Origin of the sequence: Streptomyces sp. NPDC004629 (assembly GCF_042873595.1) — a bacterium.
In the GTDB taxonomy this organism is placed as follows: Bacteria; Actinomycetota; Actinomycetes; order Streptomycetales; family Streptomycetaceae; genus Streptomyces.
The window spans coordinates 1-24,950 of sequence record NZ_JBIALO010000036.1 but is presented as its reverse complement, the minus strand read 5'-3'; the positions used below and the strand labels follow the sequence as shown (position 1 = coordinate 24,950).

The 24,950-nt window shown below is 73.0% G+C and carries 22 protein-coding genes; 16 read left to right on the top strand and 6 right to left on the bottom strand.

The genetic code is table 11. The annotated features are described in order from the left end of the window. Positions 1–12 precede the first annotated feature (12 nt). On the top strand, positions 13–1,515 hold the full coding sequence (locus ACFYTE_RS36055) for a hypothetical protein (protein WP_388719767.1): 1,503 nt from the start codon (positions 13–15) through the stop codon (positions 1,513–1,515). Positions 1,516–1,881: 366 nt separating this feature from the next. On the opposite strand, the gene ACFYTE_RS36050 is transcribed toward ACFYTE_RS36055, so the two are convergent. Together ACFYTE_RS36050 and ACFYTE_RS36045 are read right to left on the bottom strand one after the other, a co-directional pair. Then, a complete protein-coding gene (locus ACFYTE_RS36050) occupies positions 1,882–3,210 on the bottom strand; it encodes a PH domain-containing protein (RefSeq protein ID WP_388719764.1) in 1,329 nt (442 codons plus the stop codon). Further along, on the bottom strand, positions 3,207–3,755 hold the full coding sequence (locus ACFYTE_RS36045) for a PH domain-containing protein (RefSeq protein WP_388719761.1): 549 nt from the start codon (positions 3,753–3,755) through the stop codon (positions 3,207–3,209). Before ACFYTE_RS36045 ends, ACFYTE_RS36050 begins: the two co-directional genes overlap by 4 nt. 31 nt (positions 3,756–3,786) lie before the next feature. Here ACFYTE_RS36045 and ACFYTE_RS36040 point away from each other — a divergent pair, with 31 nt between their 5' ends. Next, complete coding sequence (locus ACFYTE_RS36040) at positions 3,787–4,938, top strand: NADH-quinone oxidoreductase subunit D (protein ID WP_388719758.1); 1,152 nt, start codon at positions 3,787–3,789, stop codon at positions 4,936–4,938. 47 nt (positions 4,939–4,985) lie between these two features. On the opposite strand, the gene ACFYTE_RS36035 is transcribed toward ACFYTE_RS36040, so the two are convergent. Further along, on the bottom strand, positions 4,986–6,380 hold the full coding sequence (locus ACFYTE_RS36035; RefSeq protein WP_388719756.1) for an SAM-dependent methyltransferase: 1,395 nt from the start codon (positions 6,378–6,380) through the stop codon (positions 4,986–4,988). 118 nt (positions 6,381–6,498) lie between these two features. On the opposite strand from ACFYTE_RS36035, the gene ACFYTE_RS36030 reads away from it, so the two are divergent. The 3 genes from ACFYTE_RS36030 (at position 6,499) to ACFYTE_RS36020 (ending at position 9,118) form a co-directional block, all read left to right on the top strand. Continuing rightward, on the top strand, positions 6,499–7,704 hold the full coding sequence (locus ACFYTE_RS36030; RefSeq protein ID WP_388719753.1) for a sensor histidine kinase: 1,206 nt from the start codon (positions 6,499–6,501) through the stop codon (positions 7,702–7,704). 77 nt (positions 7,705–7,781) lie between these two features. After that, complete coding sequence (locus tag ACFYTE_RS36025; RefSeq protein ID WP_388719750.1) at positions 7,782–8,453, top strand: response regulator; 672 nt, start codon at positions 7,782–7,784, stop codon at positions 8,451–8,453. A gap of 32 nt (positions 8,454–8,485) precedes the next feature. After that, positions 8,486–9,118 (top strand): AAA family ATPase, encoded by a 633-nt coding sequence (locus tag ACFYTE_RS36020; protein WP_388719747.1) that lies wholly within the window; start codon positions 8,486–8,488, stop codon positions 9,116–9,118. 190 nt (positions 9,119–9,308) lie between these two features. Here ACFYTE_RS36020 and ACFYTE_RS36015 read toward each other — a convergent pair whose 3' ends face one another. Together ACFYTE_RS36015 and ACFYTE_RS36010 are read right to left on the bottom strand one after the other, a co-directional pair. Continuing rightward, a complete protein-coding gene (locus ACFYTE_RS36015; RefSeq protein ID WP_388719744.1) occupies positions 9,309–10,409 on the bottom strand; it encodes a DUF5937 family protein in 1,101 nt (366 codons plus the stop codon). A gap of 232 nt (positions 10,410–10,641) precedes the next feature. Then, positions 10,642–11,808: a threonine aldolase family protein gene (locus ACFYTE_RS36010; protein WP_388719741.1), complete on the bottom strand. Its 1,167-nt coding sequence runs from the start codon at positions 11,806–11,808 to the stop codon at positions 10,642–10,644. A gap of 298 nt (positions 11,809–12,106) precedes the next feature. Between ACFYTE_RS36010 and ACFYTE_RS36005 the strand changes: the two genes are divergently transcribed. The 10 genes from ACFYTE_RS36005 (at position 12,107) to ACFYTE_RS35960 (ending at position 21,180) form a co-directional block, all read left to right on the top strand. Beyond that, complete coding sequence (locus tag ACFYTE_RS36005) at positions 12,107–13,039, top strand: Rossmann-like and DUF2520 domain-containing protein (RefSeq protein ID WP_388719738.1); 933 nt, start codon at positions 12,107–12,109, stop codon at positions 13,037–13,039. Continuing rightward, entirely contained in the window at positions 13,036–14,058 is a 1,023-nt protein-coding gene (gene panC / locus ACFYTE_RS36000) for a pantoate--beta-alanine ligase (RefSeq protein WP_388719735.1), read from the top strand. Before ACFYTE_RS36005 ends, panC begins: the two co-directional genes overlap by 4 nt. Then, positions 14,055–15,773 carry an L-aspartate oxidase gene (locus ACFYTE_RS35995; protein WP_388719732.1) on the top strand — a complete coding sequence of 573 codons (1,719 nt, stop codon included), beginning with the start codon at positions 14,055–14,057 and terminating at the stop codon, positions 15,771–15,773. The genes panC and ACFYTE_RS35995 overlap by 4 nt, the downstream gene beginning before the upstream one ends. Before the next feature lie 5 nt (positions 15,774–15,778). Next, positions 15,779–16,756, top strand: coding sequence for a carboxylating nicotinate-nucleotide diphosphorylase (gene nadC, locus ACFYTE_RS35990; protein ID WP_388719729.1), 978 nt, complete (start codon positions 15,779–15,781; stop codon positions 16,754–16,756). A 4-nt stretch (positions 16,757–16,760) separates the two neighbouring features. Beyond that, complete coding sequence (locus ACFYTE_RS35985) at positions 16,761–17,558, top strand: type III pantothenate kinase (RefSeq protein ID WP_388719726.1); 798 nt, start codon at positions 16,761–16,763, stop codon at positions 17,556–17,558. 184 nt (positions 17,559–17,742) lie between these two features. Continuing rightward, entirely contained in the window at positions 17,743–18,375 is a 633-nt protein-coding gene (locus ACFYTE_RS35980) for a hypothetical protein (protein WP_388719724.1), read from the top strand. A 44-nt stretch (positions 18,376–18,419) separates the two neighbouring features. After that, positions 18,420–18,599 carry a hypothetical protein gene (locus ACFYTE_RS35975; RefSeq protein WP_388719721.1) on the top strand — a complete coding sequence of 60 codons (180 nt, stop codon included), beginning with the start codon at positions 18,420–18,422 and terminating at the stop codon, positions 18,597–18,599. A 1,073-nt stretch (positions 18,600–19,672) separates the two neighbouring features. Continuing rightward, positions 19,673–20,068, top strand: a complete 396-nt coding sequence (locus ACFYTE_RS35970) for a BlaI/MecI/CopY family transcriptional regulator (protein ID WP_388719719.1) — start codon at positions 19,673–19,675, stop codon at positions 20,066–20,068. A gap of 9 nt (positions 20,069–20,077) precedes the next feature. Beyond that, positions 20,078–20,611 carry an amino-acid N-acetyltransferase gene (locus tag ACFYTE_RS35965; protein WP_388719716.1) on the top strand — a complete coding sequence of 178 codons (534 nt, stop codon included), beginning with the start codon at positions 20,078–20,080 and terminating at the stop codon, positions 20,609–20,611. 233 nt (positions 20,612–20,844) lie between these two features. Next, a complete protein-coding gene (locus ACFYTE_RS35960; protein WP_149512141.1) occupies positions 20,845–21,180 on the top strand; it encodes an Lsr2 family protein in 336 nt (111 codons plus the stop codon). On the opposite strand, the gene ACFYTE_RS35955 is transcribed toward ACFYTE_RS35960, so the two are convergent. Next, the gene (locus ACFYTE_RS35955; RefSeq protein ID WP_388719713.1) at positions 21,159–21,830 is read right to left on the bottom strand and encodes an SCO3374 family protein; all 672 of its coding nucleotides are present in this window, start codon (positions 21,828–21,830) and stop codon (positions 21,159–21,161) included. The genes ACFYTE_RS35960 and ACFYTE_RS35955 overlap by 22 nt on opposite strands. A gap of 458 nt (positions 21,831–22,288) precedes the next feature. Here ACFYTE_RS35955 and ACFYTE_RS35950 point away from each other — a divergent pair, with 458 nt between their 5' ends. Continuing rightward, on the top strand, positions 22,289–24,814 hold the full coding sequence (locus ACFYTE_RS35950; protein ID WP_388719710.1) for an ATP-dependent Clp protease ATP-binding subunit: 2,526 nt from the start codon (positions 22,289–22,291) through the stop codon (positions 24,812–24,814). Positions 24,815–24,950 lie beyond the last annotated feature (136 nt).

Genomic DNA, 24,950 nt, shown 5'->3' with positions numbered 1-24,950 from the left:
AAGTTTCTGGCCATGCCACGTGGACGTCATCGCCATTCCCCCCCTTTGCACAGGCTGTTGCCGCCCTCGGTGATCGCCGGCGTCTCCCTCGTCTGCGCGCTGGGCCCCTGGGTGTCCTCCGATCCGATGGTGCTCCGCCTGGTCGCCGCGGTCGCCGCGGCGACCGCGTTCGTGGGCGCGGCCGTGATGCGCCGCTGGGACGCGCAGGCGGGCAAGCAGGTCGCCGACCTCACGCGCGCGCGTGCCGGTGAGGAGTGGCGCCACGAGGAGCGGGTCGCGGAACTGGAGACCGACCTGGAGGAGTCGCGCGAACTGCGCGTCAAGCTGGAGCAGCGGCTGCGCGCCAAGCGCGCCGAACTGACGGGGCTGCGCAACGAGCACGCCGCGCTGCTGCGGCGCTACGCCACGGCGGAGACCGAGCGCGCCACCGCCCTGGAGGGCCGTCGGCTGCTGGAGATAGAGGCCGCGCCCTCGCCCGCGCTGCCGCCCGCGCCGACCGGGGCGCAGCCGGAGCCCGCACGGGCGGACGCCGTCATGTCCGGGGCCGGCCGGCCCGACGCCGGCAGGGCGGCCGGCGAGCCCGGGGCGCGCGAGGCTTCCGAGGCGAAGGCGGCGGACGAGAAGAACGAGGGCGGCGAGGGGAAGCCGGCGGCTGCCGGGGTGTTCTCGCCCGAGGGGTCCCAGCTGTTCCTGCGGGCCCAGGCGGCGCTGTCCCGCCTGGCCGACGGTGACGCCTTGGCCGAGGGTGACGCCGACGGTGACGGGGTGGCCGCGGCCGACGAGGCATCTGCTGACGAGGCCGCCGTGACTGACGAGGCGTCCGTGGCTGACCAGGCGTCCGTGGCCGGATCCGCCGCCGAGTCCGCCCCGGAGCCCGCCGCCGGATCGGCGCCCGGTTCCGGCCCCGACGTCGCCTCGGCGCCCGCGTCCCCCTCCGCGCCGGCACCGCGGCAGGCCCCAAAGTCCGCTCCCAAAGGAGGGAAGCAGAGGCGCGCGGGCGTGACGGACGCGGGCGTGACGGACGAGGCCGCCGAGGCGCGGCCGAGCGGCGGCGACGCGGAGCACGTCAGGGAGCCCGCCGCGGGGCCCGTCCCGGAGGACGAGGACCAGGGGCAGCCCGAGGCGGTCGCCGGGCACGAGCACGGGACCGCCGTCAACACCCCTGAGCCCACCGGGTCCGCCATGCCCGCGCGGCAGCCCTCGGGGCACTTCACCGTGCCGACCGCGGTGGCCGTCGTACCGGCCGCGCCCGCGCGACGGCAGGCGGTCGAGGGCGGGTTCGACTTCTTCGGCACCCAGAAGGGCACGCCGTCGGCCCCCTTGGACGCCGTGCAGAACGAGGACCTGGCCGACGTGGTCGGCCAGGAGGCGCTCGCGATCCACAAGGCCGAGTCCGAGGGCGGGTTCAAGTCCGCGGACAAGAAGGCGGACGATGCCGGCGAGGTCATCGACCTGACGGCGCACGACGAGACGGAACAGCTCGACCTGCACGGGCTGCGCAGCGCGGCCTCCTGATCCCGCCGACGCGCTCGGACCGGCGAGCAGGCGCGGTCCGCCGGCGCGTCAAGGCTGGCCACCGGGCGGTGCCTGCGTTCGCGCGCGGCGCCGCGGGTCCGGGCCTGCCGTCGGCCGGTGCCCGTGGCCACGTGCGAGGGCGCACGTCCGGGCCGTCGGCCGATCCGGTGGGGCGCGTTCGGCCAACTCCTGACCTGCCGGGCTTGTTCGGATCAACGCCCCGGTCCGCCAGGCGCGTTGAGGTCATCCATCGCCGCTGTCCGCCAGGCGCGTTGAGGTCATCCGTCGGTCCGGTCGGGCGCGTTCTGGCCGATTCCTCGATCTGCGGGGCTTGTTCGGGTCAACGCTGTGGTTTGTCGGGGGCGTTCAGGTCATCCACCGGTCCGGTGGGGCGTCCCTGCGGCCCGTCCGTGACCGCTCGGCCTGGGCGCGCAGCAGCTCCGCCGCCTCCCGGGCGTCCCGCAGACGGGCCGTGACGGTCCCGTCGGCCCCGGTGTCCACATGGACGTTCGCGAGGCGCCACAGGCGCCCCCAGGGGCCCTGCGTGAGCCGTACGCTCTGGACCTTGGCGTGCGGCACCAGCGACAGGCTCCGGCGCAGCAGCCCGTGCCGGGCGGCGAACACCGTGTCGGTGACCGCGATGCCGTGCCCGCGCCACCACACCGGCAGGCACCGCCAGGCGCGCCGCGGCGGGCGCTGCACCGACCGCGGCACGGCCACGCCGGGCAGCACGCGCGCGATGACCGACTCGGCGGCCTGGCGCGGAGCGACCGGCACCAGCACGGAGTTCGACGACCCGGCGACGTCCAGTTCCACCCGCACCCAGCCGCGCCGGCGCCACAGCAGCGGCTCCACGATCCGCACCGTCTGCACCCGCCCCGGCGGCACCGTCTCGTGCGCGCGGTCGAGCAGCCCGTGGTCGATCCGCAGCCCGTCCGGGGACTCGGCCACCGTCCAGTCGTACTCGGCGACGAACCGGCCCACGCTGCTCGCGCCCGCCGCGCCGAGCAGCGGCAGCCCGGTGGCGAGGACCGTCCACACGCTGTGGGTGGCCAGCCACAGCACGGGCGGCACGACGAGCGCCGCCACCAGGGAGCCCCAGGTGGCGCCCGTCAGCACCAGGGAGACCGCGAGATCCCGCGCGGGCAGCCGCAGCAGTTCGTGCGCCGGGGCCTCGCCGACCTCGTGCGCCGTCTCGGGCGCGAAACCGGCGGCGCGCGCGAGCAGTTCCGCGCGCAGGGCGCGCGCCTCGTCCTCCCCCAGGAAGGCGAGTTCGTCCTTCTTGTCGGCCCCGACGACGTCGATCCGCAGCTTGGCGACGCCCGCCACGCGCGCGAGGAGGGGACGCGTCACGTCGACGGCCTGGATACGCTCCAGACGGATGTGCGCCGTGCGCCGGAACAACAGGCCGGTGCGTATGCGCAGTTCGCTGTCGGTCACCGAGAAGTGGGTGAACCACCAGGACAGGAAGCCGTAGAGGGCGGCGGCCGGGACCAGCACGGCGAGCCCGGTCAGCAGCCATGCCGTGGTCAGCCTGGTCAGCTGCTCCTGCGCCTGGTTCGGATCGTGCATCGCCCATCCGGCGAGCACGGCGACCGGCGCCCACGCCCGCCGGAACGGCGTCACCGGGTGCAGCCGCCGCTCGGTCACGGCCCGCCGCGGTCGTACGCCGTCCTCGACGCCCGGGGCGGTCACAGGCCGGCCGATCGGGCCTCGCCCAGCTCGGTGAGCCGGTCGCGCAGCCGCTCCGCCTCGGCCGGATCGAGGCCCGGGATGGTGGCGTCGGTGGCCGCGGCGGCGGTGTGCAGCTGGACGCTGGCCAGCCCGAAGTGCCGCTCCACGGGCCCGGACGTCACCTCGACGAGCTGCATGCGCCCGTAGGGCACCACGGTCTCCTCGCGCCACAGGACGCCGCGGCTGATCAGCAGGTCGTCGGCGCGCTCGGCGTACCGCCAGGAGCGCCAGTTGCGACCCAGCATCACCCAGCCCCATGCCAGCAGGGCGAGCGGCAGCAGCGCGAACGCGGCCCAGGGCGGCCCGGCGAGCAGGCCGGGCAGCAGACCCGCGGCGAGGGCGGCCAGGCCCAGCCACAGCGACAGCAGCAGTCGCCGCATCCGCAGCAGCCCCGGCGGCAGCCCGGTCCACGCCGGCCCGGTCCCCGCCGTCCCCGTCGCGCCCGCTGTCCCCGTACCCTCGGCGCTCCCCTCCGCTCCCGCCTCGCGCGGGCTCCCCGTCTCCATACGGCCAGCCTACGTAGGGGAGACTGGGTGCATGACTCCTACGTCGGAGACCACGGTCGGGATCGGCGGCGCGGCGGAGAGCACCGACATGGTGCTCAACATCGGCCCGCAGCACCCTTCCACGCACGGCGTGCTGCGGCTGCGGCTCGTGCTGGACGGCGAGCGCATCGTGCGCGCGGAACCCGTGATCGGCTACATGCACCGGGGGGCGGAGAAGCTCTTCGAGGCGCGCGACTACCGCCAGATCATCATGCTCGCCAACCGCCACGACTGGCTGTCGGCGTTCTCCAACGAGCTGGGCGTGGTGCTCGCCGTGGAGCGGATGCTCGGCATGGAGGTCCCCACGCGCGCGGTGTGGACGCGCACGCTGCTCGCCGAGCTGAACCGGGTGCTCAACCACCTGATGTTCCTGGGCTCCTACCCGCTGGAGTTGGGCGGCATCACCCCCGTGTTCTACGCGTTCCGGGAGCGGGAGGTGCTGCAGAACGTCATGGAGGAGGTCTCCGGCGGGCGCATGCACTACATGTTCAACCGGGTCGGCGGCCTCAAGGAGGATCTGCCGGCCGGCTGGACGGCACGCGCGCGTGCCGCCGTCGCCGCGGTGCGCTCGCGCATGGACGTCTTCGACGACCTGGTCCTCGGCAACGAGATCTTCCGCGGGCGCACCCGGGGCGTGGGGACGCTCGCGCCGGAGACCGTGCACGCCTACGGCGTGAGCGGGCCCGTCGCACGGGCGGCCGGCGTGGACTTCGACCTGCGGCGCGACGAGCCGTATCTGGCGTACGGGGAGCTGCGGGACACCCTGCGGGTGGTGACCCGGCAGGAGGGCGACTGCCTCGCCCGCTTCGAGTGCCTGCTGGAGCAGACGCACAACGCCCTGGCGCTGGCCGACGCCTGTCTCGACCGGCTCACGGAGCTGCCGCCCGGCCCGATCAACCAGCGGCTGCCGAAGGTCCTGAAGGCACCCGAGGGGCACACGTACGCGTGGACCGAGAACCCGCTCGGGATCAACGGCTACTACCTGGTCAGCAAGGGGGAGAAGACCCCGTACCGGCTCAAGCTGCGCTCCGCCTCGTACAACAACATCCAGGCGCTCACCGAGCTGCTTCCGGGGACGCTGGTCGCGGACATGGTGGCGATCCTGGGATCGATGTTCTTCGTGGTCGGGGACATCGACAAGTAACCGGCCGCGCAGGCCCGCCGGAAGCCGGCGAGCGGCCTGGGGGCGCCTCAGGCGCGGGCGGGGTCCGGGGCGAGCGGGTGCGGGATGCCGACCGGCTGGAGCAGCCAGCCGAAGTCGCCCAGGCCACCGGCCGCGGTGATTTCCGCGGCCTCGCCGGCGCTCGCGAGGGCGCGGAGATACGCCTGGGGGTCCGTGGAGGCGAGCGCGAGCGGGGGGCGCGTGCCGGCGACGCCCAGGGCGCGCAGCGCATCGCGTTGTGCGAGCAGGCGCGCGGCCGGGAGTGCCCGCGCCGCGCGGAGGCTTGTACCGGCGGCCGGACCGGCGCGCACGCCCGCGCCTGCCTCGGCATCCAACACCCTGGAGGTGTCCGACGGCGTATCGGTGTGACGGGCCCTGTCGGCGTCCGGCGGCCCATCGGCGTCCGGCGGCTCATCGGCCTCCGGCGCCGCAGACGCACCTCGCGCCGCGCGCTCGTCCGGTGCCGCCGACGCGTCCCGTGCCGCAGACGCACCCCGTGCCGCGTGTGCGTCCCGCGCCGCAGACGGGTCCGGCGCCGCAGATGGGTCCCGCGCCGCGGACGGGTCCGGCGCCGCGGACGGCTCCAGTGCCGCGCATGCGTCCAGTGCTACGTGCGCCGTGATGTCGCACGATCCGTCCGGTACGGGCACCGTCTCGCGGCCCTCCCGGAACCCGGTGAGCGTCCCGAACGGAGGCCGTGACCGCGCCGTGTGCGCGTAGTCGACGGCCACCGCGAGCCCCCGCTCGACGCATGCGACGGCGGACGCCCACGCGGCGTCCCGCGGCAGCCCGATCTCCGCGCGCAGCCCCTCCTCGGGCGGCAGCGGCCACCAGCGCGCGAGCCACGCCGCCTCCGGCCCCGCCACGGGCTCTCCGAGCCGTTCGGCGCCGTCCTCCCGTACGAGCACCAGCCGGGGCACGCCCGCGTGGTCCACCTCGGCGACGTCCAGCGGCACGTTGTCCAGCCACTCGTTGGCGAACAGCAGCCCGGTGATCCCGGCAGGGGGCTCGCTCAGCCAGGTGATCCGCTCGTCGAGCCGCGCCGGACGGGCGGCGATCTCCACGGCGTACCCGCGCGCGCGTGCGGCCACCTCTTCGGGCAGCGCGGCGAGCACACCGGTGACCAGTTCGCCCCGCCCGGCTGCCATGTCCACGAAGTCCAGTGCCTCGGGCCGTCCGAGCGCGTCGTCGACCCGGCACAGCAGCCTCGCCACGGCCGCGGCGAACAGCGGCGACGCGTGCACGGACGTACGGAAGTGCCCGGCGGGCCCCTCGGGACGCCGGTAGAAGCCGCCGGGTCCGTAGAGCGCCGCCTCGGTGGCAGCCCGCCAGCCGCGCCACGCGCCCGGCTCCGAATCCCGCTCCGCGCCGCCCGTTCCGCCCGCGGATCCGCCGGTGGTACCGCGCGTCGTCCCGTCCGTCATCGGACCAGACTAGGCGCACAGATGATCACGGTCTCCACCTTGCGGAGTATGTGCGTCAGGCGCGGATCGGCCCTCCGGTTGACCCCTGCACACATCACACTTCCCTACTCTGGGTTACGTGCAGCGCCTCTACGACTTCCTTCGCAGACACCCGACGTGGGTCGACACCTTCTGGGCCGTCGTCCTGTTCGGGATCTCCTGCGTGGGGGTCGTCGGCGTCCACCGGGCGTCGGGCCACCACGGATCGGTCGCCTCGGGGCTGGCCGTGTCCGCCGTGCTGTGTGTCGTCACCGCGCTGCGCCGCCGGCTGCCGGAGCCGATGCTGCTGCTGGCCGCCGCGACCGGAGTGGCCCAGCTCGTCCTGGACGTCGAGACGACCATCGCCGACTTCGCCATGCTGGTGATCATCTACACGGTCGCCGCGACCGGCGCGCGCTGGGCCTCCTGGTTCGCCCTGGGCACCGGCCTGTGCGCGGCGACCCTCGCGGAGATCCGGTGGCCGACCGAGCAGGCGGGCTTCGCGGGGCAGATCGCGATAGCGGTCTTCCAGACGGTGCCGTTCGCCCTCGCGTGGGTGCTCGGCGACTCCATGCGCACACGCCGCGCCTACTTCGCCCAGCTGGAGGAGCGGGCCGCCCGCCTGGAGAGGGAACGGGAGGCGCAGGCCAAGGTGGCGGTCGCCGCCGAGCGCGCCCGGATCGCGCGCGAGCTGCATGACGTCGTCGCGCACAACGTGTCGGTGATGGTGGTGCAGGCGGACGGCGCCGCCTACGTCCTCGACGCCGCGCCCGACCAGGCGAAGAAGGCCCTGGAGACGATCTCCTCCACCGGCCGCCAGGCGCTCGCCGAGATGCGCCGCCTGCTCGGCGTGCTGCGCACCGGCGAGCACAAGGAAGCCGGCGAGTACGTCCCGCAGCCCGACGTGGAGCAGATCGACGAGCTGATCGAGCAGTGCCGCAGCTCCGGGCTGCCCGTCGACTTCAAGGTCGAGGGCACCCCGCGCCCGCTGCCCAGCGGCGTCGAGCTGACCGCGTACCGCATCGTGCAGGAGGCCCTGACCAACACCCGCAAGCACGGCGGGCCGAACGCGGGCGCCAGCGTGCGCCTCGTCTACTTCGACGACGGGCTCGGCCTGCTCGTCGAGGACGACGGCAAGGGCGCCCCGCACGAGCTGTACGAGGAGGGCGGCGCCGACGGCGGGGGCCACGGCCTCATCGGCATGCGCGAGCGGGTCGGCATGGTCGGCGGCACTCTCGACGCGGGGCCCCGTCCGGGCGGAGGATTCCGCATCAGTGCCCTGCTCCCGCTCAAACCAGTGCATTGACGCCGACGCGCACCCCCTGTTGACAGCTGTCACGCCCCGCGGCAGACCCAAGAGCCGAAAGTCGAAAAGAGGCCCCGATGACGATCCGCGTGATGCTCGTCGATGACCAGGTGCTGCTGCGCACCGGCTTCCGGATGGTGCTCGCCGCCCAGCCGGACATGGAGGTCGTCGCGGAAGCGGGTGACGGCGTCGAGGCCCTTCAGGTGCTGCGCTCCACCGCCGTCGACGTCGTCCTGATGGACGTCCGCATGCCGAAGCTGGACGGTGTGGAGGCCACCCGCCGCATCTGCTCGGAGCCCGACCCGCCGAAGGTGCTGATCCTGACCACCTTCGACCTCGACGAGTACGCCTTCTCCGGGCTGAAGGCGGGCGCCTCCGGTTTCATGCTGAAGGACGTGCCGCCCGCCGAACTGCTGACCGCCATCCGCTCTGTGCACAGCGGCGATGCCGTCGTCGCCCCCTCCACCACCCGGCGCCTGCTCGACCGCTTCGCGCCGATGCTGCCCGCCGCCGGCCGGGAGCCGCAGCACAAGGAGCTGGACCGGCTCACGGACCGCGAGCGCGAGGTCATGGTGCTGGTGGCCCAGGGCCTGTCGAACGGCGAGATCGCGGCCCGGCTGGTGCTGTCCGAGGCGACGGTCAAGACCCACGTCGGCCGCATCCTGACCAAGCTGGGGCTGCGGGACCGGGTGCAGGTGGTGGTCCTCGCGTACGAGACGGGCCTGGTGCGGGCGGGCGGACACGGCTGATGCCCGCGCCGGGGCATCGATAGGGTCTGCGCATGCTCCTGTGGATCAACGGCCCCTTCGGGGGCGGCAAGACACAGACCGCGCACGAGATCCAGCGCCGCCTGCCCGGCAGCGTGATCTGCGACCCCGAGCACCCCGGCTTCGGGCTGAATCGCATGCTCCCGCCCGAACTGCGCGGAGACTTCCAGGACCTGGCCTCCTGGCGGCAGGGCGTCGTCGAGGTGCTCGATCTCACCCTGGCCAAGCACGACGGCGTGGTGATCGCGCCCATGACGGTCACCGACACGGGCCACTTCGCCGAGACCGTCGGCCGGCTGCGTGAACTCGGCCACGACGTACAGCACTTCACACTCCTTGCCGAGCGCGAGACGGTGCTGCGGCGGCTGCGCGAGCGGGGCCTCGGGCATCTGCTGCGGCTCCCCGCAGGCAAGAAGACGGTTCCGCGCAGGGAGAGCTGGGCCGTTCAGCAGCTCGACCGCTGCCTGGAGCGGCTGCGCGAGCCGGAGTTCGCCGAGCAGCTGTGGACCGACCACTCGACCGTGCCCAAGACGGCGGACCGGATCGCCGTGCTGGCCGGGCTGACGCTGCTGCCCAACACCGAGGGCGCCCTGCGCACGCGGATCAGACAGGCCGGCGTCGGGCTGCGGCACATCCGCCTCGACTGACCCCGCCCGCGCCGCCCCGACCGACCGGGCCCGGCAGCGCCCCGAAGGGGCTGCGGGGCTGTATCACCTTGCGGCTCCGCCGCGGTGGGGGACCTCTCTGTTTGAGCGAAGCCGAGAACTTGGGGGAGCGACCCGCCACGATGCCGCCGCGGCCGACTGACGGCGCATCACGGCCCGGCCCGCGGAGCGCTCAGCGCAGCAGCCCCTCCAGGAGGTCGCCGCCCAGCCGGGCGACGACCGTCACGTCCAGTTGGTGCAGCACATAGCGGCCGCGGCGGCGGGTGGTGACCAGGCCCGCCTTCTTCAGCACGCCCAGATGCCGGGACACCTCGGGTGCGGTCAGGCCGTGCACCTGGGCCAGCTCGCTCGTGGTGTACGCGCTGCGCGCCAGATGGCGGCATATGCGCATGCGCACCGGATGGGACAGCGCGGTCATCCGCAGCGTGAGCTGCTCCACCGACGGGGGCGAGGCCGGCTCGGGGGAGGCGACCGGGTAGTGCAGGGCGGGCTGCCATCCGTAGCGGTGCAGCACGCTCAGGTGCGGGCGGCCCAGGTTCGTCGGTATGAGGAGCAGGCCGCCGCCCGCGGTGACCGTGCGGCCCTCGGTGAGCTTGTCCACGGTGATCCGCGCGGCGGACTCGTCCAGTGTCACGGCCGGGGAGACGGCGGCCAGCGCCTCGGCCAGCCCCTTGCGGCGCAGCAACTCGCCCTTGTGCCGGGCGTCCGCCGTGAGCTGGTGGCGCAGCCGGTCCCAGGTGTCGGCGAAGAAAGCCTCGTCGCAGTCCTCCAGGAACCGCCGCAGCCAGGCCCGGACGCTCGGCGGGTCGTCCAGCAGCCGCTGGGTGAACCGCACCTGCCGCGGCCCGCGCGAGGCGGCCGCCTCCAGCGCGCGGCGGCGCACCCCGGCGTTCGACAGGATGTCCGGGGCCTGGGTGTCGTACGTGAGCATGCACGTGAACTCCAGGGCCGCGTCCACGAAATCCTCGTCCGCCAGCTTGTCCAGCAGGTCCATGTCCTCGGCGAGGGTGCTGCCCGGGACCGCGCCGGGCAGGCCCGCGAACGGCATGAACAGGTCCGAGAACGTCGTCCGCCACAGGAAGTCCGCGTCGCACATACGGTCGGCGAGGTGCGCGTCCAGCCGGGCGGTCACGTCCGCCGCCCAGCCGCGCAGGCCCGGATGGTGCCCGGGCTCCGACAGCGCGTGCAGCGCCATGCCCAGCTCGGCCAGGGGCGAGGGCACGACGACGACCCGCTCCGGCCGCAGCCCCGCGATGTCGATGCGCACGCTCATGCCCCCATGGTGCACGCCGCCACTGACAACGGCCGTCTCGCTTGACGGCGGCCGTCAAACGACGGGACTTCCCGGTGCAATCGGCGCCACCTGGGACCACCGGGACGGCCGTGGAGCCCGACGCCGCGATGCGCACGCCCCGGACCGGTGGTGGCACGCCCGGCCCCTGTAGCGCGCGGCGCGGGGAGCGGGCCGGGAGTGGCCCGAGCGGGGCGGGAGCGGCCGGTGGTGGCTAGGGCTTCTCCGGCAGCCGGGCGGTGAACTCGGCCACGGCCGCCCTCACGTCCTGCGCCGTCCACTCCAGGCCGGCCGCCCCGACGGTGACCTCCGTCATGGCGAGGCCGGGGCCGCCGGACTGCCAGGCGCCCGCGAAGAGGGCGACGGAGGTCTCCTCGGCCTGGCGCACCGCCGCCTCCGCGGCCACGTCCGGCTCGTACGGCAGCCAGACCTGGAACTGGTGGGTGTGCGGCTCCTCGGGGTGCACGCTCGCCCACGGCAGCCCGGCCGCGGTGAACCCCTCGCGCAGCGCGCCGGCCACCACGCGCGCGTGCCGCACGTACTCCGGCAGCCGGGGCAGTTCGCGCTCCAGTCCGACGAGCGCCGACAGCGCGGCCGGGAACTGCTGGAACAGCGTGCCGCCGTACCGGTGCCGCCAGACCTTGGCGTCCTCGACCAGCCCCCTGCCGCCGGCGAGCGCGGCGCCGCTCAGGCCGTCGAGGGACTTGTAGAACGACACGTAGACGCTGTCGGCCAGGCCGGCGATCTCGTCCAGGGAGCGGCCGAAATGGGCGGTCGACTCCCACAGCCGGGCCCCGTCGAAGTGCACCACGGCGTCCCGTTCCCGGGCGGCCGCCACGACCTCGGTCAGCTCCTGCCAGGTGGGCAGCACGAAACCGGCGTCCCGGAGGGGCAACTCCAGCATCAGGGTGCCGAAGGGCTCCGCGAGGGCGTGTATCTCCCCGGCCGTGGGGAGCCGGGTCGCGGTGGTCACATGGACCGGGCGCAGGCCGCTGACCTGGCTGAGCGCATGCCGCTCGTGCACCTCGGGATGCGACAGCGGGTGCAGCGCGACCGACGTGTTGCCGGTGCGGGCCGCCCAGCAGCGCAGGGCCACCTGCTGGGCCATCGTGCCCGTCGGGAAGAACGCGGCGGCCTCCGTGCCGAGCAGTGCGGCGACCCGGTCCTCCAGGGCCGTCACGATCCGGTCGCCGTACATGTCCGCCGGTTCGTCGAGGTCGTACACCTGGGATCCGGCATCCCGCAGCAGCTCCAGCCGTTCGCGGATCGTGGCCCGCATGCCGGGACGGGCCAGTACGTGCCGCGCCTTCCGGTGCGCCGCCGTCCGCCGCTCCCGCAGCCGCTCCGACGGCTCTTCGCCTCGCTCAGCGTTGTCGCTCATGCCCCGGATCATGCCGCGCCGCCATCCCCGAAGGCAGCCCCATTTCCGAGAGCCGGCACCCCGGGCGACCCATAGGCGGCGCACAACGGTGCGGTGAGCCGCGTGGCGGGTGGTTCAAGCGGCGCCGGGGCCGCACGCGGGGACGGCATGCGATGCAGGTGCTGTGCCGTGGGCCCGAGCCGTGGCCGGGGAAACCCACAGGCTGTGGACAAGCGGTCGGGCTCTGGGCCGATCGCGTTAACATGACGAGAAATCGTCCGGTACCCAGAGCGGACTGGAACGGGAAGGCCACCATCGCGTGAGTACAGACCAACAGCCAGACCTCAAGGACCGCCCCGCGCGGCTCACCGTGGGCGTCGTCGGCGCGGGCCGGGTGGGCCCCGCCCTGGCCGCGTCCCTGCAACTCGCCGGGCACCGGCCGGTGGCCGTCTCCGCGGTCTCCGACGCCTCCAGGAGGCGGGCCGAACTGCTGCTGCCCGACGTGCCGGTCATGCCGCCCGCCGAAGTCCTCCAGCGGGCCGACCTGGTCCTGCTCACCGTCCCGGACGACACCCTGCCGGGCCTGGTGACGGGCCTCGCCGAGACCGGCGCCGTACGGCCGGGTCAGCTGCTCGTGCACACCTCGGGGCGGTACGGCGCGCGGGTCCTGGACCCGGCGCTGCGCGCGGGCGCGCTGCCGCTCGCGCTGCACCCCGTGATGACCTTCACCGGCACCCCCGTGGACGTCCAGCGGCTGGCCGGCTGCTCCTTCGGCGTCACCGCCCCCGACGAGCTGCGGCTGGCCGCCGAGGCCCTGGTCATCGAGATGGGCGGCGAGCCCGAGTGGATCGCCGAGGAGAACCGCCCGCTGTACCACGCGGCCCTCGCCCTGGGCTCCAACCACCTGGTGACCCTGGTCGCGCAGTCCATGGAGCTGCTGCGCGCGGCCGGCGTCGCGGCGCCCGACCGGATGCTCGGCCCGCTGCTCGGCGCCGCCCTGGACAACGCCCTGCGCTCCGGTGACGCGGCGCTGACCGGGCCGGTCGCGCGCGGGGACGCGGGCACGGTCGCGGCGCACGTCACCGAGTTGCGCAAGCACGCCCCCCAGAGCGTCGCCGGCTATCTGGCGATGGCCCGCGCGACCGCCGACCGGGCGCTGGCGCACGGGCTGCTGAAGCCGGAACTGGCCGAGGACCTGCTCGGAGTGCTCGCCACGGGTACGGACCTGCCCGAGAACGGGGAAGACCGATGAGCCGCCGTCGCCTCGAACTCGTCCCCACGGCCGAGGACCTGACGCAGCTCCGTGACCGTTTCGCGGTACCGGGACGCACCGCCGTCGTCATGACCATGGGTGCCCTGCACGAAGGCCACGCCACCTTGGTCCGGGCCGCGCGCGAGCGCGTCGGCGACGCCGGGTTCGTGATTGTCACTGTCTTCGTCAACCCGCTCCAGTTCGGCGCGGGAGAGGACCTCGACCGCTATCCGCGCACCCTCGAAGCCGACCTGAAGATCGCCGAACAGTCGGGCGCCGACGCGGTGTTCGCGCCGTCGGCGGACGAGGTCTACCCCGGCGGCCGGCCCCAGGTGCGCGTCTCCGCGGGCCCCATGGGCGAGCGCCTGGAAGGCGCCGCGCGCCCCGGGCACTTCGACGGCGTGCTCACGATCGTCGGCAAGATGTTCCACCTCACCCACCCCGACCTGGCCCTGTTCGGGCAGAAGGACGCCCAGCAGCTGGCCCTGGTCCGGCGCATGGTGCGGGACCTGAACTTCGGCGTCGACATCGTCGCCGTGCCGACCGTGCGCGAACCCGACGGCCTGGCCCTGTCCAGCCGCAACCGCTATCTCTCGCCCGCCGAGCGGCGCACCGCGCTCGCCCTGTCCCGGGCCCTGTTCGCGGGCCACGACCGGCATGCCGCCCAGGAGGCGCTGCGCGCGCGTGCCCTCGAAGTGCCCTCCACGCATGCGCGTGCCGAGGCGCTGAGCGCGATCGGGGAGTCCCGGGCGGCGGCCGACGCGCATGCCGTCGCCAAGGCCGTGCCGGGAGCCGCGGCGGCCGTCCGCGCCGCCGCCCGCACCGTCCTGGACGAGGCGGCGCGCTACGACCCGCCGCTGGAGCTCGACTACGTCGCCCTCGTCGACCCGGCGGACTTCACCGAGATCGACGACGACTTCACCGGCGAGGCCGTCCTCGCGGTGGCCGCCCGGGTCGGCACGACCCGGCTGATCGACAACCTCCCCCTCACCTTCGGAACCCTCGGAGCCGCCTCGTGACCAGCACAGGCATACGACTGCACGCGCCCGCTCCCGGGTGGTCCATCGACGCGGACGTGGTCGTCGTCGGCTCCGGTGTGGCCGGACTCACCGCGGCCCTGCGCTGCGAGGCGGCCGGTCTGCGCACCGTCGTCGTCACCAAGGCCCGCCTCGACGACGGCTCCACCCGCTGGGCGCAGGGCGGCATCGCGGCGGCCCTCGGCGAGGGCGACAGCCCCGAGCAGCACCTGGACGACACCCTGGTGGCGGGCGCGGGCCTGTGCGACGAGGAGGCCGTACGGATCCTCGTCACCGAGGGTCCCGACGCGGTGCGGCGGCTGATCTCCACCGGCGCCCACTTCGACACCGACGACGAGGGCGACATCGAGCTGACCCGGGAGGGCGGCCACCACCGCCGTCGCATCGCGCACGCCGGCGGCGACGCCACCGGCGCGGAGGTCTCCCGGGCGCTCGTGGAGGCCGTACACGCGCGTGGACTGCGCACCATCGAGAACGCGCTCGTGCTGGACCTGCTGACGGGCGCGGACGGCCGGACCGCGGGCGTGACCCTGCACGTCATGGGTGAGGGCCAGCACGACGGCGTGGGCGCCGTGCACGCGCCCGCCGTGGTGCTGGCGACCGGCGGCATGGGCCAGGTGTTCTCGGCGACCACCAACCCGTCGGTGTCGACGGGTGACGGCGTCGCGCTCGCCCTCCGCGCGGGCGCGGAGGTCTCCGACCTGGAGTTCGTGCAGTTCCATCCGACCGTGCTGTTCCTCGGCGCGGACGCGGAGGGCCAGCAGCCGCTGGTCTCCGAGGCGGTGCGCGGAGAGGGCGCCCACCTGGTCGACGGCGGCGGCGTGCGCTTCATGCTCGGGCAGCACGAACTGGCCGAGCTGGCGCCCCGGGACATCGTCGCCAAGGCCATCATGCGGCGGATGCAGGAGCAGGACGCCGGGCATATGTTCCTGGACGCCCGGCACTTCGGCGCCGCCATGTGGGAGCACCGATTCCCGACGATCCTGGCCGCCTGCCGCTCCCACGGCATCGACCCGGTCGAGGAGCCCATCCCGATCGCCCCGGCCGCCCACTACGCCTCCGGCGGCGTCCGCACCGACTCCCGGGGCCGTACGACGGTCCCCGGGCTGTACGCGTGCGGCGAGGTCGCCTGCACCGGCGTGCACGGCGCCAACCGGCTCGCCTCCAACTCCCTCCTGGAGGGACTGGTCTACGCCGAGCGGATCGCCGCCGACATCGCGGCGCGCCGGGCGGAGCACGGCCTGCCCGCCGGCGCACCGGACCCGGTCGGGCAGCCGGGCCGGCCCGCGCACCCGCTGCTCGGCCCCGAGGCCCGGTTCGCGATCCAGCGGATCATGACCGACGGCGCGGGCGTCCTGCGCTCGGAGGAGTCCCTGGCCAAGGCCGCCGACCAGCTTCAGCGGCTGGACATCGAGGCCCGCGACGCCCTCGAAGAGAACGGCAAGACCGCCGAGCCGGGCGTGGACACCTGGGAGGCCACCAACCTCCTGTGCGTGGCCCGTGTCCTGGTCGCCGCCGCCCGGCTGCGCGAGGAGACCCGCGGCTGCCACTGGCGCGAGGACCGGCCCGCCCGCGACGACGCGGCCTGGCGGCGCCACATCGTCGTACGGCTGAATCCGGACCGCACGCTGGCCGTGCGCACCACGGACACCGCAGACTTCCCCCCGACCCGGCAGCACCGTCCCCAGGAGCAGTGACAGAAGTGAGCACCCCCGACCTTCCCCTTGCCTCGACCGGTGGCTGCGGCGACGGCTGCGCCTGCGGTGCCGAGGGCGACGAGGCATACCTGGAGTGCGGGCTCGACCCCGCGCTCGCCCAGCTCCTGGCCGACGCCGGGCTCGACCCCATGGAGATCGAGGACATCGCGAACGTCGCCGTCCAGGAGGACCTGGCGGGCGGCGTGGACGTGACGACCGTGGCGACCATCCCCGAGGAGGCCGTGGCCACCGGCGACTTCATCGCGCGCGAGGCGGGCGTGGTGGCGGGCCTGCGGGTCGCCGAGGCGGTGCTCTCGGTGGTCTGCACGGACGAGTTCGAGGTCGAGCGGCACCTGGCGGACGGCGACCGGGTGGCGGCGGGGCAGCGGCTGCTGTCGGTCACCACGCGCACGCGTGACCTGCTGACGGCCGAGCGCAGCGCGCTGAACCTGCTGTGCCGCCTGTCGGGCATCGCGACGGCCACGCGCGCGTGGGCGGACGTTCTCGGGGACACCCGGACGAAGGTCCGTGACACCCGCAAGACGACGCCGGGCCTCAGGGCGCTGGAGAAGTACGCGGTGCGCTGCGGCGGCGGGGTCAACCACCGCATGTCGCTGTCGGACGCGGCGCTGGTCAAGGACAACCACGTGGTCGCCGCGGGCGGCGTCGCCCGGGCCTTCGAGTCCGTGCGGGCGGCGTTCCCCGACGTGCCGATCGAGGTCGAGGTGGACACCCTGCATCAGCTGCGCGAGGTCGTCGACGCGGGCGCCGACCTGGTCCTGCTGGACAACTTCACGCCCGGGGAGTGCGAGGAGGCGGTGGCCATCGCGCACGGGCGAGCGCTGCTGGAGGCGTCGGGCCGGCTGACCCTGGAGAACGCCAGGGCCTACGCGGACACCGGCGTGGACTTCCTGGCCGTCGGTGCCCTCACCCACTCGTCGCCGATCCTGGACATCGGCCTCGACCTGCGTGAGGCGGAGTAGGGCCATGCTCCTCACGATCGACGTGGGCAACACGCACACCGTGCTGGGTCTGTTCGACGGTGACGACATCGTCGAGCACTGGCGCATCTCCACGGACGCCCGGCGCACGGCGGACGAGCTGGCGGTGCTGCTGCAGGGGCTGATGGGCATGCACCCGCTGCTCGGCGATGAACTCGGGGACGGCATCGACGGCATCGCGATCTGCGCGACCGTGCCGTCGGTGCTGCACGAGCTGCGGGAGGTGACGCGGCGGTACTACGGGGACGTGCCCGCGGTGCTGGTGGAGCCCGGGGTGAAGACCGGCGTGCCGATCCTGACCGACAACCCCAAGGAGGTCGGCGCCGACCGGATCATCAACTCGGTCGCGGCCGTCGAGCTGTACGGGGGCCCGGCGATCGTCGTGGACTTCGGCACGGCGACCACGTTCGACGCGGTCAGCGCGCGCGGGGAGTACGTCGGCGGGGTCATCGCGCCGGGCATCGAGATCTCGGTCGACGCGCTCGGGGTCAAGGGCGCGCAGCTGCGGAAGATCGAGGTGGCCCGGCCGCGCAGCGTCATCGGCAAGAACACCGTGGAGGCGATGCAGGCGGGGATCGTGTACGGGTTCGCCGGCCAGGTCGACGGCGTGGTGACCCGGATGGCCCGGGAGCTGGCCGACGACCCGGACGACGTGACGGTGATCGCCACGGGTGGGCTGGCGCCGATGGTGCTGGGCGAGTCGTCGGTCATCGACGAGCACGAGCCGTGGCTGACGCTGATCGGGCTGCGGCTGGTGTACGAGCGGAACGTGTCCCGTCCCTGACCCGGGCTCGTCTCCGACCCTTACCCGTCCTGATCCCGACTCGTCCCTGACCCTGGCCCGTCTCTGATCCTGGCCTGTTTCTGACCCGGCGCGGGGTGGGGCGCGGACGTCCAGGTGGGTGGGCTGCGCGCGCCACGCGCGCCCCTTGCGCCAAATTTGTCTGATTAGTGCGTATCGTCGGTGCATGCCCACGCCATACGGATCCCGCGGCGGCATGGCGTTCGGTGCGGAGGAGCTGCGTGTGCTCCGCCGTGCTCTCGCCCTCGCCCTTCACCCTTGCCCCGCCTCGGCCGAGGACGTCCAGGACTGTCTCCGGCTCGCCGAGTCGCTCGACGAGGCGATGCGTGAGGGGGCCCGGTTGCGCGCCTTCCTGGTGGCGGACCTCGCCCGGTACCGCGCCGCCCTGCCCGGCACCGTCGTCGGCTATCTCGCGCTCCTGGAGGAAACGCTGGCCGCCGGGTACCGGCCGACGGACGACGACCTCGCCGCGCTGCGGGCGCTGCGCGGCAATCCCGTCGCGGCGGCCCTGCTGCACCGCTGCACGGGCGGATGGAGTGCCGGTCTGCCGAGTGTGCCCGCCTCCCGCCGGAGCACGCGGCTGCTGGCCCTGCCGGGAGGTGCGGGCGAGGAGCAGGGCAAGAAGCCCGCGGAGCGCCCGAAGGACCGTCCCGGCGAGCGGCCCGGGCAGCGGCCGACCCCCGCCCCGTCGAAGCCGTCGCGGCCCATTCCGACGCCCGGCGAGGTCTTCCCCCGCCGCAAGCCGCCCACGCCTCCCGCCAACCCCGGCCCCCCTCAGCAGCGGCTCGCGGCCGGCTGAGGGGCGGTCCGTCCGCGGCACGGGCACGTGGCTACCCTGGGGGCATGGACTACGTCTCCGCGCTCGTGCCCCCCGTCGTCATGGCGGCGTTCTTCATCGGTGTGGTCAGGGTGATCGTGAAGACCCAGGGCGGCGCCGCCAAGACCAAGGAGGACGCCGCCGTCGACGCCGCCCTGACCCGCTCGGAGACCCCACACCAAACCCCCGCCAACTCCGACGCCTGACCCACCCGGCCCGCGTCTGAGGCGCGCGCCGCACGAGGGCGTCCGCCCGCTCCCTCAAGCGGCCCGCCACGACTGCGCATGCCCGTGGCGCATCCCGACCCACGGTACGAGTCCGCGCCCACGGCACCTCCCGGAGCGCTTGCCCCACGGCGACCACCGCGGCCCACGGCGCCCGCCCCGGCCCAGCATCTGAGGGCCGCGGTCCCGCACCATGGCCCCACCTCGACACCTGAGGCACCCGCCCCGGTCCGCCGCACCCGCCCCGGTCCGCCGCACGCGCCGCGGTTGAGACGCGCGCCGCGCCCCAGGACGTCTGCCCGCGCCCAAGGCGCCCACCCCGGCCCACAGCGCCTGCTCGCGCCCGGGGCCCCTGCTCCCGAACCACGCCGCCGCCACCGAACCACGCCGCCACCACCGAACCGCGTCGCGCGCGTCCGACTGCGGCGTCCGCTCCGGATCACGGTGTCTGCCCGCGTCCGCGGTCCCGCTCCAGTCGGCGGCGATCCGAGGTCTGAAGCGCGTCCCGGATCCCGACCCCAGCTCGTGCCCGCGGCGCATCCCGCCCCACAGCACCCGCCCGCGCCCCAGGCGCGCGCCATGGCGTCTGCCCGCTCCCCCAAGCACCCGTCCTCGGTCCACGTGCCTGTCCGCGCCCACGGCGCCCGCCCGCGCGGTGCCCGCCGAACTACGGCGCCCGCCTGTAGCGCCCCGGCTCGCGCCCTCCTGCGGTGCCCATCCCAGCCCGCGGCGCCCGCTTGTGCTCGTGGCGCGCGCCCCGCACCACGGCGTCTGCCCGCTCCCAAAGCGCCTGTCCCAGCCCGCGGTGCCTCTCACGCCGTGGCGCATCCCGCCCCCACAGCACCCGCCCGCGTCCGAGTCCCGCGCCCCGCGCCACAGTGCCCGCCTCGAACCACGGCGCCCGACTGCGTCCGTGGTGCGTGTTCCGTAGGTGTGGGGTGTCGAGTCGGGGTCCCTTTTGTTCGGGTTGTTGGCGTTCGGTGCGCGGTTGGCTGGTTCTACCACTATTGTTCTGAGTTGTGCCTCGCCCATTGGGAGAACTCGAAGACGCGGTCATGACGCGGGTGTGGAAGTGGAACCGCCCGGTGACCGTTCGAGAAGTCCTGGAAGACCTTCAGCGGGAACGGTCGATCGCGTATACCACGGTCATGACCGTATTGGACAATCTCCATCAGAAGGGCTGGGTGCGCCGCGAGGCCGAGGGCCGGGCCTATCGATATGCGGCCGTCTCCACCAGGGCCGCCTACGCCGCCGCCCTGATGAACGAGGCATGGTCGCGCAGTGACAACCCGGCGGCGGCTCTGGTCGCCTTCTTCGGCATGATGAGCGACGAACAGCGCCGGGCCCTCAGGGACGCCGTCCGCATCGTCCAGGGCCCGGAAACCTCCGATACGGTCCCCGATACCGGCGCCGAGAACCCCGGCTCCGCACAGGACGGCGGCGGGCGATAGCGTCCGCTCATGTCAGCAGAGCGCCCCGAAGTCACCGCAAAAGCCATCACCGTCCGGCGGGCCCGGACCAGCGATGTCCCGGCCGTGCGCCGCCTCCTTGACGTGTACGTCCGTGAGCGCATCCTGCTCGACAAAGCGACCGTCACGCTTTACGAGGACATCCAGGAGTTCTGGGTCGCCGAACGCGACGACAACGCCGAGGTGGTCGGCTGCGGCGCGCTGCACGTCATGTGGGAAGACCTCGCGGAAGTGCGCACTCTCGCGGTCAAGCCCGGACTGAAGGGTGCCGGCGTCGGCCACCAGTTGCTGGAGAAGTTGCTGCACACCGCCCGTTGGCTCGGTGTTCGACGCGTTTTCTGCCTGACCTTCGAAGTGGACTTCTTCGGGAAGCACGGCTTCGTGGAGATCGGCGAGACACCCGTCGACACCGATGTCTACGCGGAGCTGTTGCGTTCCTATGACGAGGGCGTCGCCGAGTTCCTGGGTCTCGAACGAGTGAAACCGAACACCTTGGGCAACAGTCGGATGCTTCTGCATCTGTGATCGCCGGGGGCTTGACCCGGTATTCCGGCCGCCGACCCTGCCCACGCTCCCTATGTCCGAAACGCGCATGTTTCCGGACTGGTGCGCCCCCAGAGCCTCTCCCGGGGGTTTGTGTTTTTCCGGCAAAAGCGGTTTGCTTTCCGACGTACTGCAGTACTGCATATAACAGGGGGCGGCGAAACGGCGGATGCCGCGGGCCCCGAGCCCTCAAGTTATCGATGAAAGGAAATCCGGTGGCACAGAAGGTTCAGGTCCTTCTTGTCGATGACCTCGACGGTGGCGAGGCGGACGAGACCGTGACGTTCGCGCTGGACGGCAAGACGTACGAGATCGATCTCACGACCGCCAACGCGGACAAGCTGCGCGGACTTCTCGACCCCTATGTGAAGGGCGGTCGGCGTACCGGTGGCCGTGCTTCGGGCGGACGTGGAAAGGCCCGCGCCGCCTCCGGTGGCAGCCAGGACACCGCGCAGATCCGCGCCTGGGCGAAGGAGAACGGCTACGAGGTCAACGACCGTGGCCGTGTTCCCGCGTCCATCCGCGAGGCCTACGAGAAGGCCAACGGCTGAACGGCCGACGGCCCGGCGCATACGCGCCGCAGCCGGATCCGGTGGCAGCAAGTCGCCACCGTGTCCACCAGCCGTACGAGATCGGGGGCGCCCCCACCGCCCCCCACGGCCGACAGGGTCGGCAGCGAGGCCTCGACCTCGCGCCCCGGCTCGGGGGGTCGCAGCCACACGGCGGCCCCCTGCGCGGGACGAGCAGACCGCGCGGAACGCGGCGCGGGGACCGCGCGCGCGTGCAGCGCGGGACCGGAGCGGCCCGGGAGCGGCGGCCACGGTCCGCCGGCGCCGGGACCCGGAGGCACCGGCGCGTCCAGCCGCCCGCCCGCGCCCAGTGCGATCAGATCGAGCGGCAGCGAACCCCACTCCAGCCAGTCCAGCAGCCCGGGTAGTTCCTCCGCGCTGCCCGCGGCCACCAGAAGCCGCATCCGCTCGCCCTGCAGGGCCACCGGAGAGCCCGGCGCCAGGTGCCGGAGCGCCGCGGCGCCCGCCGCGGCCGGGACGTCCAGGACGTCGAAGCGCCCGCCCGTGAGCAGCCGCAGCGGCTCGCCGGGCGCCATGGCCCAGCCCAGCTCGTTCTCGTACCAGTCCCGGGCCCGTGCGTCCGGCGCGACAGGCCGACGGGGGAGCGGAATCATGGGAACGGTGCCAACCATGCCAGGCGCAACAGTGGAACCTCGCCGAGAGTTACGCTTGGTGTATCGATGACTGCGCAGAGTGCCGGACGAGGGGCGCGTGGGGCCCGAGCAGGCGCAAGGTTGTTCGCCCATAGCGGAGGGAACCGGGGCGCCCGGCATGGAGTGTCAGTCCGTACGGGTAAGACATCCCTAGTGGGAGGGGGCGACACGCAGAACAGACCGTCTCACGTTCGCCATCGGCGTACTGATGGTGGGGGTAACTGTCTGGCCTGCGGGAACATCGTCTCGCACCATCGGGTTGGAGCAGATGTCGGCGTTCGGGGTCAGGAGGCAGCAGCTTGTCTCCGCGAGAGCGGAGGTGATCCGGACGGTGTCGGCAGTTGGAATGAGCGGTCCCCGCTTGCGGGACTAAGCTGCGGAAGGACAGAGAGGGGAGCGTCCCCTTACTGCCTGACCGCTCTGAGGAGCGATTAACGATGTTCGAGAGGTTCACCGACCGCGCGCGGCGGGTTGTCGTCCTGGCTCAGGAAGAAGCCCGGATGCTCAACCACAACTACATCGGCACCGAGCACATCCTCCTGGGCCTGATCCACGAGGGTGAGGGTGTCGCCGCCAAGGCCCTGGAGAGCCTCGGCATTTCGCTTGAGGCGGTCCGCCAGCAGGTGGAGGAGATCATCGGCCAGGGCCAGCAGGCCCCGTCCGGGCACATCCCCTTCACCCCCCGTGCCAAGAAGGTCCTGGAGCTGTCGCTCCGCGAGGCCCTTCAGCTGGGGCACAACTACATCGGCACGGAGCACATCCTGCTCGGTCTGATCCGTGAGGGCGAGGGCGTCGCCGCCCAGGTCCTGGTCAAGCTGGGCGCCGATCTCAACCGTGTCCGCCAGCAGGTCATCCAGCTGCTGTCGGGCTACCAGGGCAAGGAGACCGCCACCGCCGGCGGCCCTGCCGAGGGCACTCCCTCGACGTCCCTGGTCCTCGACCAGTTCGGCCGGAACCTCACCCAGGCGGCTCGCGAGTCCAAGCTCGACCCGGTCATCGGGCGCGAGAAGGAGATCGAGCGGGTCATGCAGGTGCTGTCCCGCCGTACCAAGAACAACCCGGTCCTGATCGGTGAGCCCGGCGTCGGCAAGACCGCCGTCGTCGAGGGCCTGGCCCAGGCCATCGTCAAGGGTGAGGTGCCCGAGACGCTCAAGGACAAGCACCTCTACACCCTGGACCTCGGCGCGCTGGTCGCCGGCTCCCGCTACCGCGGTGACTTCGAGGAGCGCCTGAAGAAGGTGCTCAAGGAGATCCGCACCCGCGGCGACATCATCCTGTTCATCGACGAGCTGCACACGCTGGTCGGTGCGGGTGCCGCCGAGGGCGCCATCGACGCCGCTTCGATCCTGAAGCCGATGCTGGCCCGCGGTGAGCTGCAGACCATCGGTGCGACCACGCTGGACGAGTACCGCAAGCACCTGGAGAAGGACGCGGCCCTGGAGCGCCGCTTCCAGCCCATCCAGGTCGCCGAGCCGTCCCTGCCGCACACGATCGAGATCCTCAAGGGCCTGCGCGACCGCTACGAGGCCCACCACCGGGTCTCCATCACGGACGAGGCGCTGGTCCAGGCCGCCACCCTGGCCGACCGCTACATCTCGGACCGCTTCCTGCCGGACAAGGCGATCGACCTGATCGACGAGGCCGGTTCCCGGATGCGTATCCGCCGGATGACGGCTCCGCCGGACCTGCGCGAGTTCGACGAGAAGATCGCCGCGGTCCGCCGGGACAAGGAGTCCGCGATCGACTCGCAGGACTTCGAGAAGGCCGCCTCCCTGCGCGACAAGGAGAAGCAGCTCCTGGCCGCCAAGGCCAAGCGGGAGAAGGAATGGAAGGCCGGAGACATGGACGTCGTCGCCGAGGTCGACGGCGAGCTGATCGCCGAGGTCCTCGCCACGGCCACCGGCATCCCGGTCTTCAAGCTGACCGAGGAGGAGTCCAGCCGCCTGCTCCGCATGGAGGACGAGCTGCACAAGCGGGTCATCGGCCAGGTCGACGCCGTCAAGGCGCTGTCGAAGGCGATCCGCCGTACGCGCGCGGGGCTGAAGGACCCGAAGCGTCCGGGTGGCTCGTTCATCTTCGCCGGCCCGTCGGGTGTCGGTAAGACCGAGCTGTCCAAGGCGCTGGCGGAGTTCCTGTTCGGTGACGAGGACGCGCTGATCTCCCTCGACATGTCGGAGTTCAGCGAGAAGCACACGGTCTCGCGTCTCTTCGGTTCGCCCCCCGGCTACGTGGGCTACGAGGAGGGCGGTCAGCTGACCGAGAAGGTCCGCCGCAAGCCGTTCTCCGTCGTCCTGTTCGACGAGGTCGAGAAGGCCCACCCGGACATCTTCAACTCGCTGCTGCAGATCCTGGAGGACGGTCGGCTGACCGACTCCCAGGGCCGGGTCGTGGACTTCAAGAACACGGTCATCATCATGACGACCAACCTCGGCACCCGGGACATCTCCAAGGGCTTCAACCTGGGCTTCGCGGCCTCGGGTGACACGAAGACCAACTACGAGCGCATGAAGAACAAGGTCTCGGACGAGCTGAAGCAGCACTTCCGGCCCGAGTTCCTGAACCGCGTCGACGACGTGGTCGTCTTCCCGCAGCTGACGCAGGAGGACATCCTGCGGATCGTCGACCTGATGATCAGCAAGGTGGACGAGCGCCTGAAGGACCGGGACATGGGCATCGAGCTGTCCCAGTCCGCCAAGGAACTGCTGTCCAAGAAGGGCTACGACCCGGTGCTGGGTGCCCGGCCGCTGCGCCGCACGATCCAGCGCGAGATCGAGGACACGCTCTCGGAGAAGATCCTCTTCGGTGAGCTGCGTCCCGGTCACATCGTGGTCGTGGACACCGAGGGCGAGGGCGAGACCAAGACCTTCACCTTCCGGGGCGAGGAGAAGTCCGCACTGCCGGACGCCCCGCCGATCGAGCAGGCGGCCGGCGGAGCCGGTCCGAACCTGAGCAAGGAGGCGTAAGCCTCCGGCGGATTGGCCGAACCGAAGGGGCCGGTGCCTTGCCTTGGGTTCTAGGAGTCGTTGCAACACCCCAGTTCAAGGGGTGCGATGGACTTCGAGATCCGTAAGGACCGGACAAGGCCTCAGGGCAGGAAGA

What these genes read in the sequence shown, in the direction of transcription:
- ACFYTE_RS35970 (WP_388719719.1), top strand. Translation starts at nt 19,673, where the DNA reads ATGACGCGGGTGTGGAAGTGGAACCGCCCGGTGACCGTTCGAGAAGTC.
- ACFYTE_RS36015 (WP_388719744.1), bottom strand. Translation starts at nt 10,409, where the DNA reads ATGAGCGTGCGCATCGACATCGCGGGGCTGCGGCCGGAGCGGGTCGTC.
- panC (WP_388719735.1), top strand. Translation starts at nt 13,036, where the DNA reads ATGAGCCGCCGTCGCCTCGAACTCGTCCCCACGGCCGAGGACCTGACG.
- ACFYTE_RS35975 (WP_388719721.1), top strand. Translation starts at nt 18,420, where the DNA reads ATGGACTACGTCTCCGCGCTCGTGCCCCCCGTCGTCATGGCGGCGTTC.
- ACFYTE_RS36040 (WP_388719758.1), top strand. Translation starts at nt 3,787, where the DNA reads ATGACTCCTACGTCGGAGACCACGGTCGGGATCGGCGGCGCGGCGGAG.
- ACFYTE_RS36055 (WP_388719767.1), top strand. Translation starts at nt 13, where the DNA reads ATGCCACGTGGACGTCATCGCCATTCCCCCCCTTTGCACAGGCTGTTG.
- ACFYTE_RS35950 (WP_388719710.1), top strand. Translation starts at nt 22,289, where the DNA reads ATGTTCGAGAGGTTCACCGACCGCGCGCGGCGGGTTGTCGTCCTGGCT.
- ACFYTE_RS36025 (WP_388719750.1), top strand. Translation starts at nt 7,782, where the DNA reads ATGACGATCCGCGTGATGCTCGTCGATGACCAGGTGCTGCTGCGCACC.
- ACFYTE_RS35985 (WP_388719726.1), top strand. Translation starts at nt 16,761, where the DNA reads ATGCTCCTCACGATCGACGTGGGCAACACGCACACCGTGCTGGGTCTG.
- ACFYTE_RS35965 (WP_388719716.1), top strand. Translation starts at nt 20,078, where the DNA reads ATGTCAGCAGAGCGCCCCGAAGTCACCGCAAAAGCCATCACCGTCCGG.
- ACFYTE_RS35955 (WP_388719713.1), bottom strand. Translation starts at nt 21,830, where the DNA reads ATGGTTGGCACCGTTCCCATGATTCCGCTCCCCCGTCGGCCTGTCGCG.
- ACFYTE_RS36035 (WP_388719756.1), bottom strand. Translation starts at nt 6,380, where the DNA reads ATGACGGACGGGACGACGCGCGGTACCACCGGCGGATCCGCGGGCGGA.
- ACFYTE_RS35980 (WP_388719724.1), top strand. Translation starts at nt 17,743, where the DNA reads ATGCCCACGCCATACGGATCCCGCGGCGGCATGGCGTTCGGTGCGGAG.
- ACFYTE_RS36020 (WP_388719747.1), top strand. Translation starts at nt 8,486, where the DNA reads ATGCTCCTGTGGATCAACGGCCCCTTCGGGGGCGGCAAGACACAGACC.
- ACFYTE_RS36045 (WP_388719761.1), bottom strand. Translation starts at nt 3,755, where the DNA reads ATGGAGACGGGGAGCCCGCGCGAGGCGGGAGCGGAGGGGAGCGCCGAG.
- ACFYTE_RS36010 (WP_388719741.1), bottom strand. Translation starts at nt 11,808, where the DNA reads ATGAGCGACAACGCTGAGCGAGGCGAAGAGCCGTCGGAGCGGCTGCGG.